At 62.0% G+C, this 18,933-nt stretch carries 21 protein-coding genes; 19 read left to right on the forward strand and 2 right to left on the reverse strand.

What is annotated here, in order from left to right; genetic code table 11:
* Positions 1-52: 52 nt before the first annotated feature.
* From C4900_RS03610 to C4900_RS03665, 12 genes are all read left to right on the forward strand, one after another.
* Positions 53-1,465: a heterodisulfide reductase-related iron-sulfur binding cluster gene (locus C4900_RS03610; protein ID WP_065970971.1), complete on the forward strand. Its 1,413-nt coding sequence runs from the start codon at positions 53-55 to the stop codon at positions 1,463-1,465.
* A gap of 3 nt (positions 1,466-1,468) precedes the next feature.
* Positions 1,469-2,518 (forward strand): FAD-dependent oxidoreductase, encoded by a 1,050-nt coding sequence (locus C4900_RS03615; protein WP_065970976.1) that lies wholly within the window; start codon positions 1,469-1,471, stop codon positions 2,516-2,518.
* Positions 2,493-3,356 carry a hypothetical protein gene (locus tag C4900_RS03620; protein WP_065970978.1) on the forward strand — a complete coding sequence of 288 codons (864 nt, stop codon included), beginning with the start codon at positions 2,493-2,495 and terminating at the stop codon, positions 3,354-3,356. Before C4900_RS03615 ends, C4900_RS03620 begins: the two co-directional genes overlap by 26 nt.
* Before the next feature lie 24 nt (positions 3,357-3,380).
* On the forward strand, positions 3,381-4,130 hold the full coding sequence (locus C4900_RS03625) for a 4Fe-4S dicluster domain-containing protein (protein WP_065970983.1): 750 nt from the start codon (positions 3,381-3,383) through the stop codon (positions 4,128-4,130).
* Entirely contained in the window at positions 4,123-5,034 is a 912-nt protein-coding gene (locus C4900_RS03630; protein WP_065970985.1) for a CoB--CoM heterodisulfide reductase iron-sulfur subunit B family protein, read from the forward strand. The genes C4900_RS03625 and C4900_RS03630 overlap by 8 nt, the downstream gene beginning before the upstream one ends.
* Positions 5,035-5,095: 61 nt before the next feature.
* Positions 5,096-5,542: a biotin/lipoyl attachment domain-containing protein gene (locus tag C4900_RS03635; RefSeq protein WP_065970986.1), complete on the forward strand. Its 447-nt coding sequence runs from the start codon at positions 5,096-5,098 to the stop codon at positions 5,540-5,542.
* On the forward strand, positions 5,542-5,940 hold the full coding sequence (locus C4900_RS03640) for a DsrE family protein (RefSeq protein WP_065970987.1): 399 nt from the start codon (positions 5,542-5,544) through the stop codon (positions 5,938-5,940). The genes C4900_RS03635 and C4900_RS03640 overlap by 1 nt, the downstream gene beginning before the upstream one ends.
* A gap of 97 nt (positions 5,941-6,037) precedes the next feature.
* The gene (gene gcvH, locus C4900_RS03645) at positions 6,038-6,475 is read left to right on the forward strand and encodes a glycine cleavage system protein GcvH (protein ID WP_065970988.1); all 438 of its coding nucleotides are present in this window, start codon (positions 6,038-6,040) and stop codon (positions 6,473-6,475) included.
* A 49-nt stretch (positions 6,476-6,524) separates the two neighbouring features.
* Complete coding sequence (locus C4900_RS03650) at positions 6,525-7,682, forward strand: radical SAM protein (RefSeq protein ID WP_065970989.1); 1,158 nt, start codon at positions 6,525-6,527, stop codon at positions 7,680-7,682.
* On the forward strand, positions 7,679-8,767 hold the full coding sequence (locus tag C4900_RS03655) for a lipoate--protein ligase family protein (protein WP_114282333.1): 1,089 nt from the start codon (positions 7,679-7,681) through the stop codon (positions 8,765-8,767). Before C4900_RS03650 ends, C4900_RS03655 begins: the two co-directional genes overlap by 4 nt.
* Positions 8,748-9,809: an NAD(P)/FAD-dependent oxidoreductase gene (locus C4900_RS03660; protein WP_114282334.1), complete on the forward strand. Its 1,062-nt coding sequence runs from the start codon at positions 8,748-8,750 to the stop codon at positions 9,807-9,809. The genes C4900_RS03655 and C4900_RS03660 overlap by 20 nt, the downstream gene beginning before the upstream one ends.
* Before the next feature lie 21 nt (positions 9,810-9,830).
* Positions 9,831-10,961 carry a radical SAM protein gene (locus C4900_RS03665; RefSeq protein WP_065970995.1) on the forward strand — a complete coding sequence of 377 codons (1,131 nt, stop codon included), beginning with the start codon at positions 9,831-9,833 and terminating at the stop codon, positions 10,959-10,961.
* Positions 10,962-11,009: 48 nt separating this feature from the next.
* Here the strand turns inward: C4900_RS03665 and C4900_RS03670 are convergent, their stop codons facing one another.
* Complete coding sequence (locus tag C4900_RS03670) at positions 11,010-12,236, reverse strand: OmpP1/FadL family transporter (protein WP_083995920.1); 1,227 nt, start codon at positions 12,234-12,236, stop codon at positions 11,010-11,012.
* Between the two features lie 254 nt (positions 12,237-12,490).
* Between C4900_RS03670 and C4900_RS03675 the strand changes: the two genes are divergently transcribed.
* The 4 genes from C4900_RS03675 to C4900_RS03690 all read left to right on the forward strand — a co-directional run bounded on the left by C4900_RS03675 (position 12,491) and on the right by C4900_RS03690 (position 15,696).
* Positions 12,491-13,807 (forward strand): OmpP1/FadL family transporter, encoded by a 1,317-nt coding sequence (locus tag C4900_RS03675; RefSeq protein WP_065970999.1) that lies wholly within the window; start codon positions 12,491-12,493, stop codon positions 13,805-13,807.
* 91 nt (positions 13,808-13,898) lie between these two features.
* Positions 13,899-14,810 (forward strand): hypothetical protein, encoded by a 912-nt coding sequence (locus C4900_RS03680; protein ID WP_065971001.1) that lies wholly within the window; start codon positions 13,899-13,901, stop codon positions 14,808-14,810.
* 97 nt (positions 14,811-14,907) lie between these two features.
* Positions 14,908-15,309, forward strand: a complete 402-nt coding sequence (locus C4900_RS03685; RefSeq protein ID WP_065971003.1) for a hypothetical protein — start codon at positions 14,908-14,910, stop codon at positions 15,307-15,309.
* A 3-nt stretch (positions 15,310-15,312) separates the two neighbouring features.
* Positions 15,313-15,696 carry a hypothetical protein gene (locus C4900_RS03690; RefSeq protein ID WP_065971005.1) on the forward strand — a complete coding sequence of 128 codons (384 nt, stop codon included), beginning with the start codon at positions 15,313-15,315 and terminating at the stop codon, positions 15,694-15,696.
* A gap of 1 nt (position 15,697) precedes the next feature.
* On the opposite strand, the gene C4900_RS03695 is transcribed toward C4900_RS03690, so the two are convergent.
* Positions 15,698-16,024, reverse strand: a complete 327-nt coding sequence (locus C4900_RS03695; protein WP_065971007.1) for a hypothetical protein — start codon at positions 16,022-16,024, stop codon at positions 15,698-15,700.
* An 86-nt stretch (positions 16,025-16,110) separates the two neighbouring features.
* Between C4900_RS03695 and C4900_RS03700 the strand changes: the two genes are divergently transcribed.
* Genes C4900_RS03700 through C4900_RS03710 form a run of 3 tightly spaced genes read left to right on the forward strand, consistent with a single transcriptional unit; the run spans position 16,111 to position 18,841 of the window.
* Positions 16,111-16,524, forward strand: a complete 414-nt coding sequence (locus tag C4900_RS03700; protein ID WP_114282335.1) for a hypothetical protein — start codon at positions 16,111-16,113, stop codon at positions 16,522-16,524.
* Positions 16,521-17,696, forward strand: a complete 1,176-nt coding sequence (locus tag C4900_RS03705) for an acetoin utilization protein AcuC (protein ID WP_114282336.1) — start codon at positions 16,521-16,523, stop codon at positions 17,694-17,696. Before C4900_RS03700 ends, C4900_RS03705 begins: the two co-directional genes overlap by 4 nt.
* Positions 17,684-18,841, forward strand: coding sequence for an aldo/keto reductase (locus C4900_RS03710; RefSeq protein ID WP_065968895.1), 1,158 nt, complete (start codon positions 17,684-17,686; stop codon positions 18,839-18,841). Before C4900_RS03705 ends, C4900_RS03710 begins: the two co-directional genes overlap by 13 nt.
* The last annotated feature ends 92 nt before the right edge of the window (positions 18,842-18,933 follow it).

The raw sequence follows: 18,933 nt of genomic DNA on the forward strand, positions 1-18,933 counted from the left end.
ACTTCGCGTCGGTCCAGAATGTGACGTTTGTAGAGCCGTGAGGAGACATCTTATGAAACCTACCGAACAGAGCCCCGGCAACCATAACGCCTCGGCTGCCGGCGCTGGCGCCGGCACCATGAAACCCGGATTCCATAATACCGACGGGCAGGGAATCGCCGGTCACGGGTCGTTTTTCCAACAGACCAATCTCTCGGGGGCTGATGCCGCCAAGGCCACGGAATGGGTGAGAAAACAGATCGACCGGCGCACGCTCGATCTCGCCGACCGTATGGACGACATCCGCGACCATATGTGGGAGCTCGAAAAGGACGGCCAGATCATCGTCCACCGCATCACAGACGAGCACGAACCAAAGATGGTGAAGACCCTCTTTGGTTGGGACAAGAAGATCCCGACAAAGCAGCTCTGGCACCATAAGTCCTGCGGTCAGTGCGGCAATATCCCCGGTTATCCCACCTCCCTCCTGTGGTTCATGAACAAGTTCGGTTTTGTCCCCGGCAAAGATTACCTGGACGAGACCGATCAGACTTCGTGCACCGCATGGAACTACCATGGCTCGGGCATCGGCAACGTCGAGTCGTTGGCCGCCGTGTTCCTGCGCAACTTCCACCAGGCCTATGTGTCCGGTAAACAGCACGGGTTCGAGCTGGGCCATTTCTTCCCGCTCGTGCATTGCGGAACGTCGTTTGGGAATTACAAGGAGATCCGCAAATATCTGATCGAGTCGTCGGAATTGCGCGAGAAGGTCACAAAGATCCTTGGCAAGCTTGGGCGGCTCGTCGACGGCAAACTCGTGATTCCCGAGGAGATCGTGCACTACTCCGAGTGGGTGCATGTCATGCGCAACCGTATCGCCTCCGAGCTGCAGACGATCGACATGTCCAATATCCGCGTGACCATGCATGTGGCGTGCCATTACTACAAGATGGTACACGAGGACGCCGTTTATGATGCCGAGACCCTGAACGGCAACCGCACGGCGATAGGGACCGCGATCGCCGAGGCCCTCGGTGCTCAGGTCATAGACTACTCGACGTGGTATGACTGCTGTGGCTTTGGGTTCCGCCACATCATCTCGGAACGCGAGTTCACGCGCTCGTTTACCATGGACCGCAAGATCAAGGTCGCGCGTCAGGAAGCCAATGCCGACGTCATGATCGGTAATGACACCGGGTGCATCACGACCATGGACAAGAACCAGTGGATCGGCAAGGCACATGGCCAGAACTTTCAGGTGCCGATTATGGCTGATGTCCAGCTCGCGGCGCTGGCCTGCGGCGCGGACCCGTTCAAGATCGTGCAGCTCCAGTGGCACGCCAGCCCCTGCGAGGAGCTTGTCGAAAAGATGGGCATCGACTGGAACAAGGCGAAGGGTGATTTCGAGAAATACCTGAAGCAGGTCGAGCAGGGCAACATCGAATATCTCTATAATCCGGAGTTGGCTTTGGGGGGCAAGGCGTAAGTGATGCAGAAAACCGTACTGGTGGTTGGGGCCGGGCCCGCGGGGCTGGCGGCGGCGGCAGGGGTGGCTGGCAGCGGCGCGCAGGTTGTGCTGGTCGAGAAGGCGGCGAAGCTCGGCGGCACGCCGATATTGTCCGGCTACGCGAAGCTCGTGCCGTCTGGCGAATGGGCGCGCGACGCCATGGGCCGCATGGTCAAGCGCGTCGAGGACTCGAAGAACGTCACGATCCACAAGGACACGAAGGTGACGAAGCTTACCGGCGAGGCCGGGAACTTCACCGCGACCTTGTCGAATGGCAAGACGGTCGAGTGCGCGTCGGTCATTCTGGCCACGGGCTTCACTCACTTTGACTCGATCAATAAGCCCGAGTGGGGCTTTGGAACCTTCGAGGACGTCGTGACCACGACCCAGGTCGAGCAGATGGTGGCGGCTGGCAAGATCGCGTGTCCCTCGGATGGTCGCGTTCCCGAGCGGGTCGCGATCCTTCTGTGTGTGGGTTCACGGGATCGGCAGATCGGGCGTGAGTGGTGTTCCAAGATCTGCTGCACGGTGTCGACGAACCTTGCGATGGAGATCAAGGAGCTTTCGCCCACTACGGATGTATTCATCTATTACATGGACATCCGCACCTTCGGTCTTTACGAGGACCGCTTCTACTGGAAGTCGCAGGAGGAGTTCAAGACCAAATTCGTCAAGGCGCGTATCGCCGAGGTGACGCGTGCCCCCGATGGCCGTCTGCTCGTCAAGGGCGAGGATACGCTGGTCAAGCGCCCGATCGTGATCCCGATGGATTTGGTCGTGCACGCGGTGGGTATGGACCCGAACGAGGACAACCCGGAGATCGCGCGGGTGTTCGGTGTCGGGCTCGAGAAGCACGGGTTTATCGACCGCGCCGAGCATTACACGAATACCTGCGGGACCACCCGCCGAGGCATTTATGCGGTGGGTGCGGCATTGGCCCCGGAGACGATCGATGACTCGATCTCACAAGGCACGGCGGCCGCCATGCGCGCCGTCGCGGACATGAATGCTCTGGTTCAAAAGAGCGCCTGAGGCCACCGGCAACAAGGCCGGCGGCGAGATCGTCGAACCGACGGCGCTCGCAGTGGAGCTCGATGGGCGTGTGTTTGCCCAGAAGTTCGCGCGGTTTCTGGAGATTCTGGGCGAGGAGGGCGGGATCGATCCATTCATCGCGGCGCTCGAGGTCAAGCACCAGTTGTTTGCCACGGTGCTCGGGCGCGAGGCCCTGGACGGTTTCGGACTCGATGCCCTGGAGACCTTGGTCGAGACGGTGATGCCGGCACGCAAGCGGGTGTGGCCGTCGCTTGAGGCCTATGGGGCCGTGCCGGTACGCGAGGCGGTGCGTAACCTGTTGTATGGCGCGCAACCGCTCGGGGAACGACTGGCTTTGTTCGCGCAGGGGGTGCCGGTAGTGAGTGATGGCACGCCCAAGGGCGAGCGTAAGGTGCGTCGTGCGCTCACGGATCTTGGGGCGGAGATGTTGCATTTCCGGGCACCCGTCCAGTACCCGCTCATGACCCGCTGGGTGTGGGATCAAGCGGTGCATGCCGGCGCGTTGCGGGAGTTTGTGAAGGGCGGGGATACCCTGGAGAAGGTGCCGCTCGGAAGCGACCCCGGGATCTACGAGGCCGGACGGCGGTGGTTGGCCGAACGCATGGCGGAAAATGGCCTGTACCGAAACCCTGAGTTCATCGTCGATGTATTTTTGGCACATGCCTACGCCGACTATATGCGCGCGCTATCGAGCGGCATGGGGCTCTTGAACGCGGATTTCGGTGGCAAAGGGGATCCGCTCGAGGTGGTAAAGAAGCTTTTGGGGATAGACGCGGCGCGGCGCACGGACTCGCGCGTGAAGAAGGTGCTGCATTGAGCGCAACGAGGAGAGAAGGCTGACATGGCTATTCACGAAAAGACACTCATCGACGCGGACCGGCTCCAGACGAGCGACAACTTGGTGTTGGACGGCGTCGATGTGTCCGGGCACTGGAACACGATGGTGTTGCCGCGGTATCTGACGGACTATGATACGGATTTCGCGCGCCAGATCCGCACCTTCGCAGGTGGCGAGAACGTGCATCGCTGCTGGCAGTGCGGGTCGTGCACAAATTCGTGCACGGTGTACGCGCAGAACACGGATTTCAATCCCCGCTACTGGATCTATCTTACCAACCTGGGACTGAAGAACGACATCCTGAAGGACAAGGACATCATCTGGACCTGCGTGTCGTGTAACCGGTGTACGAACATATGCCCGAAGGACGTCAAGCCTGAAGGCGTAATGAAGGCGCTGGCGCATTGGCTCGAAGAGGAGGGGCATACGCCCGAGACCCGGTCCTCGATATTCGATAACGAATTTCTGGGGCAGGTGTATGAGACCGGCCGCATCGAGGATACGCGCGTTTTGATCAATTTCCTTCGCAAGACCAACCAGTCCCTGACCCCCCCGTGGCTGATCGAGATCGGCAAGCGCATGAGCAAGTATTTGCCGATTGGCTTTCTGACCCATATGGGGTTGCACCTTGTGTTCAAACCGCGCACGAAGTCGTGGGGTCGGACCGGCGAGGTCCTGCGCGAGTATGTCCGCGAACAGAAAGAGATCGCGCGCAAGGCGCGCGCCATGCCAAAGGAGGCAGTCCATGTCTAAAGTTGCCTATTATCCCGGCTGCGCGCTCGAGGGTTCGGGTGGTCCCTACGACAAGTCGACGCGCGTGCTGGTCGACAAGCTCGGCCTCAAGATGGAAAACCTCGAGGATTACAGCTGCTGCGGCGCGATGGAGGTGAAGAACATTCATCCGATGCTGCAGACCTATATGTCGGCGCGTAATCTCGCCATCGCCAGCGAGCAGATGGGGTACGATACCGTCATGGCGCCGTGCAACGGCTGCTACCACAACCTGAAGAAGACCGAGTATGAGCTCGCCACCTCGGAAGAGCACCTAAAGACCGTTCAAGATCTCGCCAAGAAGGCCGATGATCCGGTGTACAAGGGCGATGTGCGCACTGTCCATCTGCTCGAGTGGCTGATGGAGGAGTTGGGGCCGGAGGGCATCAAGGCCAAGATGTCGAAGAGCCTGAAGGGGCTCAAGATCGCCAACTACTACGGCTGCATGTATACCCGCCCGCGCCAGATCTTCCCCGAGAAGGATCAGGGGCCGGGCTCGGAGTCGAGTTACAAGCCCCATTTCATGGACGACCTGCTGGCGGCGGCGGGCGCCGAGAACGTCGACTTTCCCTTGAAGACCGCGTGCTGCGGGGGAGCCCATACTCTTTCGGATTCCGACACCTCGACGCAGCTCGTACTGAACATTCTGCAGGCTGCCGAGGAGGCGGGCGCCGAGGTTATCGCTACGGAATGTCCGACCTGCCACTCGGGGCTCGAGATGCATCAGGTGCGTGCCGAAAAGGAGTTTGGGATCACGACCAACGTGAAGATCGTCTACTTTACGCAGCTCCTGGGGCTTGCCATGGGGATGTCGCCGCGTAAGATGGGGATTCACGAGAACATCAGTGACTCTATGGGGTTCTTGAAGGAGAAGGGCGTAGCCTGAGGTCGCAGGAAGGCTCGGCTTTCACGTCACTGGCATAGAGCATTCACGGACCGGGGGTCTGGTGGAGTATAACGGCTGCGAGTTTCGTCCTGAGCTGTACTACGACCGTGAATTCCAGATCTGGCTCAGGCGCGAGGAGAACGGCGCGATCACGATCGGCATGACCGATATCTCGCAGACGATCGCCGGCAAGATTCTGCACGCGCGGGTGCGCAGGCCGGGGACCATGCGGCCGGCCGGCAAGCCGGTGGCGACGATCGAGAGCGGCAAGTGGGCGGGTCCTATTCCCAATGTCTTCGATTGCGTGATCGAAGAGGGGAACCGCGAGGTGCTCGATGACCCGAACCTTTTGAACGTCGAGCCCTACGAGGCGTGGGTCGCGCGCGTACGGCCGGTGGCGCCCGTGGATGAGGTCTTGACGGCGCTCGTCACCGGCGAGGAGGCGGCGCGCGGTTACGGCGAGCGCTGCGTTCGCGAGGACATCAAATGCACCCGGGGTGTACGGTAATGGCTGACGACCATTTTCTCGACAACGACGAAAAGTCCGTGCTTATCGTCATGACGAGCGGTCCGTCGACACCACACCGCTGCGCCACGCCGTTTTACTTGGGCGCGATCCTGGCGTCGATGGACGCTGATGTACGGATATTCTTTACCATGGAGGGTGTAAACCTCCTAAAGAAGGGCGTGGCCGAGAATTTGACGGCCATGGAAGGCGGTAAGCGCGTCATCGATTTCATACGTGACGCCAAGGCGGCAGGTGTGAAGCTGCATCTGTGTCTGCCGGCCCTGCCGGGCTATAAAATCGACGAGAAAGCGGATATTATCGCTGAGGTCGACGAGTGTTCCGGCGGCGGAACGCTGGCTGACTTGATATTGTCCTGCGACAAGGTCCTGTTTTTTTAGCGTTTTCCGGGATCGGACATACTAGGGATTGAAACCTGCTCCGCATCGGCATTATGTATGGCGGGGTTATTTCTGACGAAACGGGAGGTTTTTCTGAATGGCTTCAGTGCGCGGCTGTAATATTCCGGAAGACTTGAGCTACAACGTCGATAACAACGTATGGGCCCGACGCGAAGCCGATGGCACCGTGACCGTTGGCTTGACGGCATATGCATGCTCGCTTGCAGGCGAGATCGTGGCCTACACGCCGAAGAAGGCCGGCAAGGACATCGCCAAGGATAAGTCTTGCGCGACCGTCGAGTCGGGCAAGTGGGTGGGGCCGGTGAAGACCCCGGTCACGGGATCGGTGATAGCGGTCAATGATGCGGTCGCGAGCAAGCCGGGCCTGATCAACAAGGACCCCTACGGCGAGGGCTGGGTGGTGAAGATGAAACCCAGCGATTGGGACGGAGAGTCGAAGTCGCTGAAGACCGGCGGTGATGCGGTGTCGGCGTTCGAAGCAAAGATGGACAGCGAAGGCTTCAAGGGCTGTTAAGGCCGAAGGCGCGAGATGATCGCGCCTTTCGCGTTTTCAAAGGGGCCTTATGAGCGCTTGGTCGGAAATCCTCGAGGCAGTCGAACCGCTGGAAGATCTGGCGTTCGATGTCGGCCTCGTCGAACGCTTGGCGGCGTCCGAGGGGGCGCTTCCGGGGATCCATTTCTACACGCCGACATTCAAGAGCTACGCGAGTAGCGAGATCCGGGACTGCGGGCGTAGTGCCTGGCCTGCGATCTCGATCACGGGCGGCGACTGCAAGCTGAACTGCGACCACTGCAAGGCCAAGATCCTGGAGCCCATGATCCCGGCGCGTAGTCCCGAGGAGTTGTGGCGCGCGGTCAACGGGGTCGTCGAGCAGGGCGCAGGGGGCATGCTGTTGACGGGCGGCTCGAACCACCGCAACGAGGTCGAATACGACCGCTACTATCCCACCATCCGGCGCATCAAAGACGAGTTCCCGCAGTTTCGCATCGCCATGCACACCGCGCTCGTGGATGACGCCATCGCCGGGCGCATGGCCGATGCCGGCATCGATGCCGCCATGATGGATGTCATCGGTGCGCAGGATACGATTACCCAAGTCTATCATTTGCGGCGCGCGGTCGACGATTTCGAGCGAGCCCTGGAGGCGCTCACGAAGACCTCCATGAAGGTTGTGCCGCACATCGTAGTCGGGCTGCATTATGGCCAGCTGCTTGGGGAATGGAACGCGCTGGAGATCGTGGCGCGGCACAAGCCCTCGGCGTTGGTATTGGTGGTGGTCATGCCGACTTACGCCGGCGAACTGCGGCCGTTCGCGACACCCGATCCCCATGAGGTGGGGCAGTTTTTTGGGGATGCGCGCACGGTCTTGCCGGACGTGCCGTTGCTGCTGGGGTGCGCACGGCCGGCGGGATCCGTAAAAAGCCTAATCGACGCCTACGCCGTCATGGCCGGAGTGGATGGCATGGCGCACCCGAGCGACGGCATGGTGGAACTCGCCGCGCGTCTCGAGCGGCCGGTGCGTGTCACGCCGGCATGTTGCTCGATCGCGGTAGGCGACGAGGTCATGGCGATGAGTGGATCGGATTCGGGGCTCGAGATCGATCTTGACGAGATCGTCCGGCATGAGCGTGAACGGCGCGCGGCCCGCAAACGCCAGTCGGTGTTCGGCGAGATCAAGGTGATGGGCGGCGAAGAACGGTCGGGTTGCTGCGGGACATGAGCCGCGCCTGGCGCCTCATCGATACCGGCGTGAGGCCGGCGGCCGAGAACATGGCGCTGGATCGCGCACTGCTGGAGTCCTGTCAGGCGGGCGCCCCCAACACTTTGCGTTTTTTGCGCTTCGAGCCGTCGGCGCTCATCGGCTTCCATCAGAGCGTCTCCCAGGAACTGGATATCGACTACTGTCGGCGGGAAGGTATTGGGATCTCGCGACGCATAACCGGTGGTGGGGCGCTTTACTGCGACCAGGGGCAGATCGGCTGGGAGCTTTTCGTGGACCGCCGCACATTCGCCACCGGCGATATGCTCGCGATTGCGCGCACGGTGTGCGGTATCGCCGTGGAAGGATTGCGGTCCCTGGGCGTGGATGCCGCGTTTCGCCCACGCAATGACATCGAGGTGGCGGGCCGCAAGATCGGCGGGACCGGCGGGGCCTTCGACGGCAATGCCTTGCTCTACCAGGGGACGGTGCTGATCGATTTTGACGTCGAGCGCATGCTACGGGTGTTGCGCATACCCCAGGAAAAGCTTTCCGACAAGGCCATTGCCTCGGCGCGCGAGCGGATAACGACCTTGCGGGCGTGGCTTTCGGATGATACGCCATCGGCAGCAACGGTGCAGGCGGCATTCGCGCGGGCGTTCGCGCAAGGCTTGGGTGTGACCTTCGAGGCCGGGGACCTGAGCGCTGTCGAGCGCGACCTGTATGGGCGCTACCGGATCGAGATGGCCGGCGACGACTGGATCTTCGAGACCGACAGGCCCAGGATCGAGGTGGCAACCGCAAGCGCCATGCGCAAGACCGCAGGCGGACTCGTGCGCGTGATGGTAACGGTGGATACGGCGCGCGAGCGCCTAAAGCAGGCCTTCATCACGGGGGACTTCTTTATCAACCCGCGGCGCGCGATCGTCGATCTCGAGGCCGCTCTGCGCGACCTGGCGCTGGAGAGGGTCGATGAGACGGTGGACGCATTCTTTAAAAACCGCACGGTCGAGATGTTGTTGCTGACGCCTGAGGACCTCAAGGCGGTGTTGCGCGAGGCCTTGAGATCGCTCGAGCCCCAAGGTCATGAACGCATCGGCGTTTGATGTTCTGGTCGTAGGACTCGGGCCTGGCGGGGCGTCGGCGGCGGCGGTCGCGGCGCGCGCCGGTCTCTCGGTGTTGGCCATCGACAAGCGTCGCACGATCGGCGAGCCCGTGCAGTGCGCGGAGTTTGTGCCGCTCACCATGGGGCGCTACGCCAAGCCGGCGCTCGTGCAAAGGATCGCGGGCATGCGCAGTGTGCTGCCCTCCGGGGCCTGCGAGCATTCGGATTTTCCGGGGCTCATGGTCGACCGGGCGATGTTCGATCAGGCGCTCGCGACCGAGGCCTCGAGGGCCGGGGCGATGTTGCGTATCCAGACGGCCCTAAAGGGGCTCGAGCACGGGCAGCGCGCCGCCATCCTGCGGGGTCCCGAGGGCCATGTCGAGCGCGCCCACTACAAGGTGCTGATCGCAGCCGACGGCCCGCATTCGACGGTGGCGCGCTGCGTGGGGCTCGCGCCATTGAAGACCGTGGAGACGCGCCAATACCAGGTGCCGCTGCAGCGTCCTTACGACGACACGGATATCTGGCTTTCCGATGAATTTCCCGGCGGTTATGGCTGGCTGTTTCCGCGGGGTCCGGTGGCCAATGTCGGGCTCGGGGCGGATCGACGCCTGGCGGGGGACCTGAAGGCGCCGCTCGAGCGGTTGCATGCGACGCTCATGCGCGATGAGGTCGTGGGCGCGGAGGTCTTGGGGCGTACCGGCGGCAGCATCCCGGTCGGCGGGATACGTGTCCCTTTGGTGCATGACAGTATCCTGTTCGTAGGCGATGCTGCGGGCCTCACCCACCCCATTACCGGGGCCGGCATTGCCAGTGCGGTGGTGTCGGGCGAGCGCGCGGGGTTGGCCGCCGCCGAGTTTCTGGCACGCGGTGCGGCATTGGACGAATATGCGGCGGACATGCAAGACGAGTTCGCCGAGAGCTTGGCGCGTGCCGTGGCGCGCCGGGAGTGGTTGATGGAGCGCTGGCATACGCCGGCGGCCCATTTGGATGAGACCCACAAGCGCGGCTGGATTGCGTTTCGTGAATACTTCGTACGTTAAGTTCTGCTGAGGAGACCCATTATGAGCGCTACCGCCGACTCCGTGACGCCGATCACCTTTTACCGCCCGAACTATCACATGAAGACCCCGGCCATGCGATCGCCGGAGTATGTCCAGATGTCGACGGCCGCCGCCATTACCCTCGGTCTCGTTCCTGGCCAGATGCATAGAACCGGTTGCACGCATTGCCTGAATCTCCTCGTGACCTATTCGGAAGGTTGCCGGGCGAATTGCGCCTACTGTGGGCTTGCGCGTCATCGCGAGGAGGCCCGCGACTATGCCGATCGGAATTTCATCCGCGTGGACTGGCCGGCGGTACGCTATGACGAGGTCATAGAGCGTATGCGGGCGGGCAGTGATAAGGGGCAATTCCAGCGCATGTGCATCTCCATGATCACGCACCCCGAATCCGATCGTGACACCATGACCTTGCTGAAGCGCTGGACCGCGGCTGTGCCCCATGTCCCGGTGTCGATCTTGTCCAACCCCACGACCATGGAAAAGGCCGACCTCGTGGCGCTACGCGATGCCGGTGCCGACATCTTTACCATCGCCCTCGATGCCGTGACTCCCGAGATTTTTGATCGGACGCGCGGCAAGGCGGTGGACAGCCCGCACAAGTGGGCCAAGTACTGGCAGGCCCTGGAGTGGGCGGCGGAGGTCTTTGGGCCCGAGAAGTTCGGCGCGCATCTCATCTGCGGCATGGGCGAGACCGAGCAGGAGATACTGGAGGTGGCCCAGAAGATCACCGACATGGGCGGCCACAATCACATGTTCGCATTTTTCCCAGAGCGCGGTTCGCTCATGGAGGACTGGGCGCCGGTACCCAAGGATCAGTGGCGGCGCGTGCAGTTGGCGCGTTTCATCATCGATTATGCCGGCGGCCATATCCGCGACATGCGTTTCGATGCCGAAGGCCGGGTGGTGGATTTCGGGATGACCGAGGCGGATCTGGCCGACCTCATTGCCTCGGGCAAGCCCTTTCAGACCTCGGGATGTCCTGGTAAGGATGACGAGGAGATATCGGCCTGCAACCGCCCCTACGGCGACTCCAGTCCGTCCGACATTCGCTCCTTCCCCTTTGCCTTGAATCGTCGCGACGTCGAGATCGTCAAGCGTCAGATGGCGGGCGAGGATATCGGGACCTTGTAAGGTGTGGGGCCGAAGCGGTAACCGCTTCGGCCCCGATAACCCAGCCCCTTAAGAGAACCGGCGGCTGATGCTGACGCCAAAGAGCTGGGCGCGGGTCTTGTAGGTCCCGTTATAGGCGCTGGTGCCGTTGGGATCCGCACCCGTAAGCGGTGTGGTCGAGGCGTAGGTGCGGGTATTGAAGAGCACGTACATGTAGCCCGCGCTCAGACTCCAGGCCCCCAGCCTCTGGCTCGCCCCGAAACTGAACTCCTGGCGGTTGGCATCCGGTATGCGCGCCGAGAAGTCGCTATTCGTGGCGCCCGTCACGTCATAGGCGTAGCCGGCGCGCAGGCGCACATGACGACTCAAGGCGTAGTGCAGGCCTATGCGGTAGGCATTCGAGGACTGCCAGTCGTAGGTGCTGGTGAGTAGCGCCGGGCCACCTCCCGCCGCTGGGGCCGGTGTGACGACCATGTTGCTGAAGCGGCTCCAGCCGGTGCGATCGAAATCCAGCTCGACCCCGAGCTTGGTGTTCAGCGCCTCACTCACGCCGACCGCCAACTGCCAGGGTAGATGCAGGGTGGTGTTGACGGGGATCGAGCGCCCGGGTCCGTTGAATGTCCCGTCGAGCGGTACATTGACCGCTGACCGGTAATTAATGCCCACGCCCAGTGTGCCCCAGTGGCCCAAGGCCCCCACATGCGCGCCGACCTGGTCTCCGGAGCCGCTCACGGTGGCGAGCGGCGTCCCCAGCACCGTGCGATGCGCGTCGTAGTAATCGGCCCCGGCGTCCACGGCGACCGGACCGAAGCGATACGAGAAGCTCGGCGCGACGTCGAAGAGGCGCAGTTGTGTGTAGGTTGGCGCGAGCGCCGCCGCCGATCCGTGGGCGAGCGTCGGAAAAGTTTGCGCGGGCCATGCGATCTGTAGCCCATAAGGTTCATTTATACCAAACCCGAAACGTGTGTGTGGCGCGATCTTGTCCGACCAGAACAGGTTGGGCATCGTTTGCCAGTGCGGGGTGGTCGCGACCACAGTCCCCGTACCGCCTGCGGGCGTCACCTGCGTGTGATCGTAGATCCCCTGAAGACCGAGGTCGTACCCGCCTTTGTGAAAGGCCATGGCCGCGGGATTATAGGCCAGCGCACCGAGGCTGTTGGTGTTCGCCACCAGGGCATCGGCCTCGCTTAGTCCGGTGATTGAGAGCTCCGCAATCGCAAAGCCTGATGCGTGGGCGACCCCAAGGCCGGCCGCTGCCATGAGTAGCGCCGTTACCAGGGTTGATCGAGGACGCATATAAGTGTCTCCTAATGTTGTATGGAGTCTTCCAGAAAGTTTGGCTTATGACGACCCCGTTGGCGAGGTCGTGCGAGCCGCTTGACGTTTCCTTCTTGCATATTGACAGGAAGGTGACGCTTAGGGAATATTGCCCCGTCCGTTTGCGTCCGGAGCTTCACACACAACAATACCTAACGAGAAAAAATACCAGAAGACGCGAACGACGCGGCACCCTTGCCGCCCTTCGTGATTCATGTCCATAGGAGGACATCATGGTGAGCACTAAGAAGTGGGCGCTGGCCTCGGCCGTTGCCGCCGCCATAGCCCTACCCGCTACCGCCCTGGCGACCACCGCCGGCTATTTCCAACTCGGATACAGCACCATTAGTGACGGCATGGCCGGTGCCAGCGCCGCCCTTCCCCAAGACAGCATGATCCAGGCCACCAACCCCGCGGGCATCGCTTTTGTGGGTAGCCGCTTGGATCTGGGTGTAGCCGGGTTCTGGCCTTATCGAGGTTACTCAAGCGGCACAGCCGGTACTGCGGGTTGCAGTGCGCAGGGTTGCAGTCCAATGCCAAATCCTGGTAGTTACGGGAGTAATGGGGATTTCTTCCTCATCCCGCACATCGGTTACACCCAGCGCCTGAGCCACGATAACTATGTCGGCCTCGCCATTTATGGCAACGGTGGCATGAGTACGAATTATCATTACCCGGCGGCGACTACCGGGGCGAATGGCGGCCCGGTGCCCGGCGGCCCGTTTTATGACGGCCAGACGGGTGTCAATCTCCAGCAACTCTTCATCCAGGCAACCTATGCGCGCAAATTTATGCGCCACGACTCTCTGGGCCTTAGTCTGATTGTGGCGCGCCAAACATTCAGCGCTGATGGGCTCAGCGGTTTTTCGCGTTACTCGGCTAATCCTGGTTCGCTGAGTGGTCGGGGTTCTGCTACGTCAGATGGTGTGGGTTTCAAGGTTGGTGGCCAGTTTCGGATCCTGCCAGGCATCGATCTAGGTATCGCCTACTCGCCGCGCATGACGATGTCCAAGTTTAATGCTTACTCAGGACTATTCGCCGGCGGGGGCCGCTTCGATATCCCAGCGAACGGCGTCGTTGGACTTGCGTTCAAGCCTACTGCCCATCAGGTACTCGCGTTCGATTTCCAGAGGATCTACTACAATGATGTGCCGGCGATTGCCGATCCGATCAACGGTCTCCTTACCGGTGCCAAGTTAGGCTCCGCCGGGGGGCCGGGTTTTGGATGGCAAAATATATCGGTTTATAAGCTCGGTTATCAGATCGCCTTGAATCACGCCGTCACCGGGCGCGTCGGCTTTGCTTACAATACCCAGCCAATCCCGGCCTCGCAGGTGTTATTCAATATACTTGCACCCGGCGTTATCCAGCGCCATGTTACAGCCGGCGTGACGGTCCGCACGGCGCGCCATCAGGACGTCTCGGTGGCAGCCATGTATGGTCTCCCACAGTCGGTCTACGGCAATGCGCCCGCAGGCTTCGGTGGGGCGCCGATCAAGATCAGCCTGCACGAATACCAGCTCGAGGCAAACTGGGGATGGAAGTTCTAACACCAAGAGCGCTTGTCATTCACATCATGTGAATATGGGGGGGCCTTGCGCCCCCTTTTTCTCTTAAGAGCTCGGAGAACAGGGGTGATTCATGGAGAAAAGACAGTGGCTGGGATGTTGCTTGGCGGCGGGGCTTGCGGTCAGTACCGCGGCGGTCGCGCATAATATACGCTATAAACCTTTCATTCTCGGCCATCAGGCCGCGGGCTCGGAGACCATGACGCAGGTCGTGGCGGCCACGCGTAAGGCCCTGACGACGAATGGCTTTCATATCGTCGGCCAGTATGTGCCGTTTCGGCGCACGACGATCATGTGCGCCACCTACCCGGAGATGTTGAAGGCTGCGGCGCATGCCAAGAACGGCGGCTTTGGCGCCGTCGAACGGATATCGATCACGAAGGTGCATGGCAAGTGGCAGGTGTCGTATGTGAATCCGGATTATCTGGCGGTCGCCTACGGCCTGCGTCCCTTGCCCAAGACCGATATGGCGTTAAAGACAGCGCTTGGGGCCAAGACCCCATTCGGGTCGCGGCGTGGGCTCACGCGCGATGAGTTGAAGCCCGGCAATTATCATTACGCGCTTTTCATGCCGTATTTCAACAACGTCGACCATGTGCGCCGGTTTCCGAACCACGCGGCAGCGGTGAACACGATCCGCGCGAACCTCATGAAACATGTGGCGACGTCGTCGTTCGTTTACGAAGTGAATGTCCCGGGGACGCCTAAGCCGACCACGGTCTTTGGTTTTGGTATCAAGAGTGGCAAGGGTGGCGATCACCATATCCTGCATATCATCGATGTCCATCGCTACCGCGGCTATGCCTATCTCCCTTATGAGATGATGGTCGTTGGGCGGCGGGTCATCGCCCTGCGTCCCCGCTACCGTATTGCCGTCAATTTCCCCGATACGTCCATGATGGGCTCGCACGGCTTCATGAATATCATGAGTGCCCCGGGTGCGATCCGCAAGGTGATGAAAGAGGTCGCGGGCCGCAAAGGCTGAGGCCTTCCCGCGATGCATGAGGGCGGCAGGTGGTGTGCCTGCCGCCTTTCTTGTGTTGGCGCCCCGACATACAATAAGGGCTTTGGCGGGGGTGCGCATGAAGTCGATCAAGGTTACCGACGTAGGCCAGATCAAAAACGAGCTCAACAAGTACCGCCAGGGCAAGAAGCTCGAAATCCGCCAGTTCAATCAGGCCGCGCGTCTTGCGTGGCTTGGCAAGGTCACCCTGATGCCCCTCGATCCCGAGGACCCGGAGACCCGGTCGTACCTTCTCTATATCGATTACCCGGATGGCTTGAGCGCGCGTATCGTCAATGTCGACGAGGATCTGGTCGGCCGTATCTTCATCCTTGATGGCGAGCAGGCGATGTTCATAGCCGAGATCGTCGAGCAGGGGGTGCGCGAGCGTGCCGCACTCTATGAGGATCTGAACCGCCGCGATTTCTATTTCGGGAAGTTCTATACGCCCGGGACGGACGAGGACGAGGCGGGCGGCTAGCCGATGGCGACCCCCACGATCGCCGCGCGCCTCAGGCGCCGGTTCCTGCTCATGACCACCGATGTCGCCGTGCGTGAGCGGCTGCAGGCCCAGGTCCCCACCGACTGGGAGATGGTGGCGATCACCTCGCTGGATGAGGCCGGCGATTGGAATGAGATCCTGCTCTACCGCTTCCTGCTGCTCGATCTCGACGAGGTCGAGGCCTTTGATCCGATCGACGTGATCCGGACCTTGCGGATGGAATATCTCTTGCAGATCGCCGTATTGTGCTTCGGCGGGGACACCGACATCCAAGACGAGATGCGGATGTCACGAGCCGATCGCTTTTACGCGCGCGAGGAGATCGTGACCGTTTTACCGCAATTCCTCGCCCAGTACGCCTGGTAGCTCAGCCGATCCAGGCGTGTTCTATGACGTCGAGGCGCAGGTCTTGCCGGAAGGACTCGCCGCCCTTTTCGACGATCAGCGTGGCCACCCGGCTACCGGCGGTGTCGAAGGCGACCTCGCAGGTAAAGGTGTTGGGTAGCGTGATTTGCTGATCGCAGCGTGCCTGGCTCTCCCCGTCGACTATGACCTGCGCGTGGGCGCGCCCCTCGCCTTCGAGCAGCGCCTGAATGCGGAACGGCTTTTTGGGAACGCGACGATAGACCTGGGGGTCGCGATTGGCGTTGTAGATGAGGTTGTTTAGACGCACGAGCTTCACGAGCTGTTTCATGGGCCTCCCGGACGCCGCCCGTCATGGGGGCGGTGTGATAAGATGGGCGGATTCTACGGAATGTGCGACGGGAGGTCTAGCGCGGCATGACAGTCTCGGGACTTGAGGCCACGATGCGCGAGGTGGATGGTGAGATCGGCGTCCTGGAGGGGGCCCTGCGCGAGGGGCGCCTGGAGCTTGCGCCGGCCGTGGAGCGTGCGCTCTGTCTCGTCAATCGCTTGATGCTGGTGTTTGCGCAGACCGCCGATCACCCGGTGTCGGGTCTGGATGAGCAGGCCGATCCCCTCGAGGTCTTCAAGGCCTTCGTCAAGGGTGACCCCTCGCTCAATGCGGTGCGCGACAACCTGCGCGAGCTCGTGTATTACCGCAACTGCCTGGCCGGCGGGCGCGAGGATGCGCTGCCGCCCCGCCCGCTGGCGATGACCGTGCGAACCCTTCGGCACATTTATCTCTATATGCGCACACGCGCCATCAAGGAATACGGGCTCAAAGAGGCATGATCGGGACGGAGACGGGGACCAGGCGCCGCGCGGTATTTGTGGGTGGCTCCCATTACCGTCGCCCGAGTTACGGTCATAACCATCCACTCGCCATCCCGCGCGTATCCCTGACCTACGATGTGATCACGGCCTATGGGGCGCTTACGCCCTCCGAGTTCGTGCGTTCACGCCCGGCGAGCGCGGGCGAGTTGACCCGCTTTCATACCCGCGATTATGTGAATGCCTTGAAGCGCGCCGAGGCCTTTGGACGGGTGCGCCCCGAGGATCGCGCCCGCCACGAATTGGGGACCATCGAAAACCCTTACTTTCCAGGCATGTTTTACACCCCGGCCCTTGCCACCGGTGGCAGCCTGCAGGCCGCCGAGGCGGTGCTTGCGGGATGCCACGCCTTCAGCCCGGCCGGGGGCATGCATCACGCGGTTCCGGACGCGGCGCGCGGCTTTTGTTATTTCAATGATGTCGTGCTTGCGATCTTAAGGCTGCGCGCCGAGGGCCTGCGGGTCTTGTATCTGGATATCGACGCCCATCACGGCGACGGGGTCGAGCAGGCCTTCTGGGATGACGCCTCGGTCATGACGGTCTCGCTGCACATGGATACCGCCTACGCCTATCCCTTCAAGGGCGGGAATCTCCAGGACCAGGGAGGACCCAAGGCCTTGGGTCTCACCCTCAATATCCCGCTGCCCCGCGAGACCCATGACCGGGAATACCGCAAGGTCTTCGCCGGCATATGGCAGCCGGTCGTGGAGCGCTTCCGGCCGGACGCCATCGTCTTGCAGACCGGAACCGATGCGCTGTTCGGGGATCCCTTGGGCCGGTTCCAGCTATCGACCGCCGGTTTTCTGGACATCGTCGCGCAGGTCGTGGCCGCCGGATTGCCGGTACTCGCCACGGGGGGCGGGGGTTATCACCCCTTGCTGCTGGCGCGGGCCTGGACCGGGGTGTGGGGGCTGCTGTCGGGGCGTGCGCTCCCGGAGGCGCTCCCGGAGGCGGCCCGTCACGCGCTGCGCGCCGTGGGCTGGGATGAGGACGAAGACGAGCCGTATTACGAGGATCTGTTTCGCAACCGCCTGGAATACGGCGAGGAGCGGCCGGTACGCCCGGTGATTCACGAACTCATCGCCGCGCTTTCCGTTCACCCGGCCCTGAAGAGGCGTCTATGGGCCTCCTAGATCGGCGCGCGGCGCGCCTCATTCCCGGGATCGCAACCGCCGAGGCGACGCGCGCCTATAGCCTTGCCCATGATCTCGATCCTGGGCACTACAGCGATTTTCAGGGGCGCGTGAAGCTGAGCGCCATTGGTCTCGGGACCTTTCCGGGGGTCGCCGACGATGTCACTGATCAGGCGATCGCCGATATCGTTCACAAGGGGCTCGTGAGCGGCCTGAATGTCATCGATACCGCCGCCCATTATCGTTACGGTCGGTCGCTCGCGGCCATCGCCGCCGGTCTGCGCCGGGCCTGGGACGATGGCGTGAAGCGCGAGGCCTTGTGGCTTATGTCCAAGGGGGGGTTCGTGACCTTTCCCGGAGAAACACCGGCCGATCCCAAGGCCTATATAGAGGCTGAGATCATCGCCAAGGGGCTTGGTCGGCGCGAGGACTGCGCCGGGGCGCACGTCTTGAGTCCCGATCATATCCGTGCCCAGATCGAACAAAGTCGCGTGGCCCTGGGGGTCGAGACCCTGGATGCGTTTCTCGTGGATCAGCCGGAGGTACATATCCCGGTATCGGGCAAGGCGGCCTTGATCGATAAGCTCGCCATGGTGTTTGTGGCGCTTGAGGAGGCGGTGCGTGACGGTGCCATCGCCCATTACGGGGTGTCGAGCTTTCAGGCCTTTCGCGTGGCCACCGATGATACCTTGTTCCTGTCGCTGGCCTCGCTCATGGCGCTCGCCGGGAAGGCGGCAAAGACCGTGACGGGGTCGGAGCGCGACCATCACTTCGCGGTGATCGAATTGCCATTCAACGCCGTCATGCTGGAGGGTTTCTCGCGCTTCAACCAGATCACCGGCGAGGGGGGTGAGGCCTCGACCCTGCAAGCGGCCTTGGCGCTCAATCTCTATACCGTGGCAAGCCATGGGTTATTGAAAGGGCATCTCGCCCGGCAATCGGTCGACATCCTCGTACAGGCCATGCCCGGTCTCGCCAATGACGCCCGGCGCGCCCTGCAATTCAATCGCTCGACGCCGGGGCTGGGCACGACCCTCGTAGGCCTTAGCACCCCGGCCCACCTCGAGGATGTGTTGGCAGTCGCGCGTACGCCGCTCTTGAGCCATGCCGCCTATATGGCGCTCTACCATCGCGCCGAGAATTGACGCCTCGCCTAGCCGGAAGCGCCGCAGGGCTCTGCCTCACCGCGTGGCGGTTCAGGGGAGTGTGGCGGCACGCACGCTCTACGAGGCCATGC

The sequence above is a fragment of the Acidiferrobacter thiooxydans genome (assembly GCF_003333315.1).
Classification (GTDB): Bacteria; Pseudomonadota; Gammaproteobacteria; order Acidiferrobacterales; family Acidiferrobacteraceae; genus Acidiferrobacter; species Acidiferrobacter thiooxydans.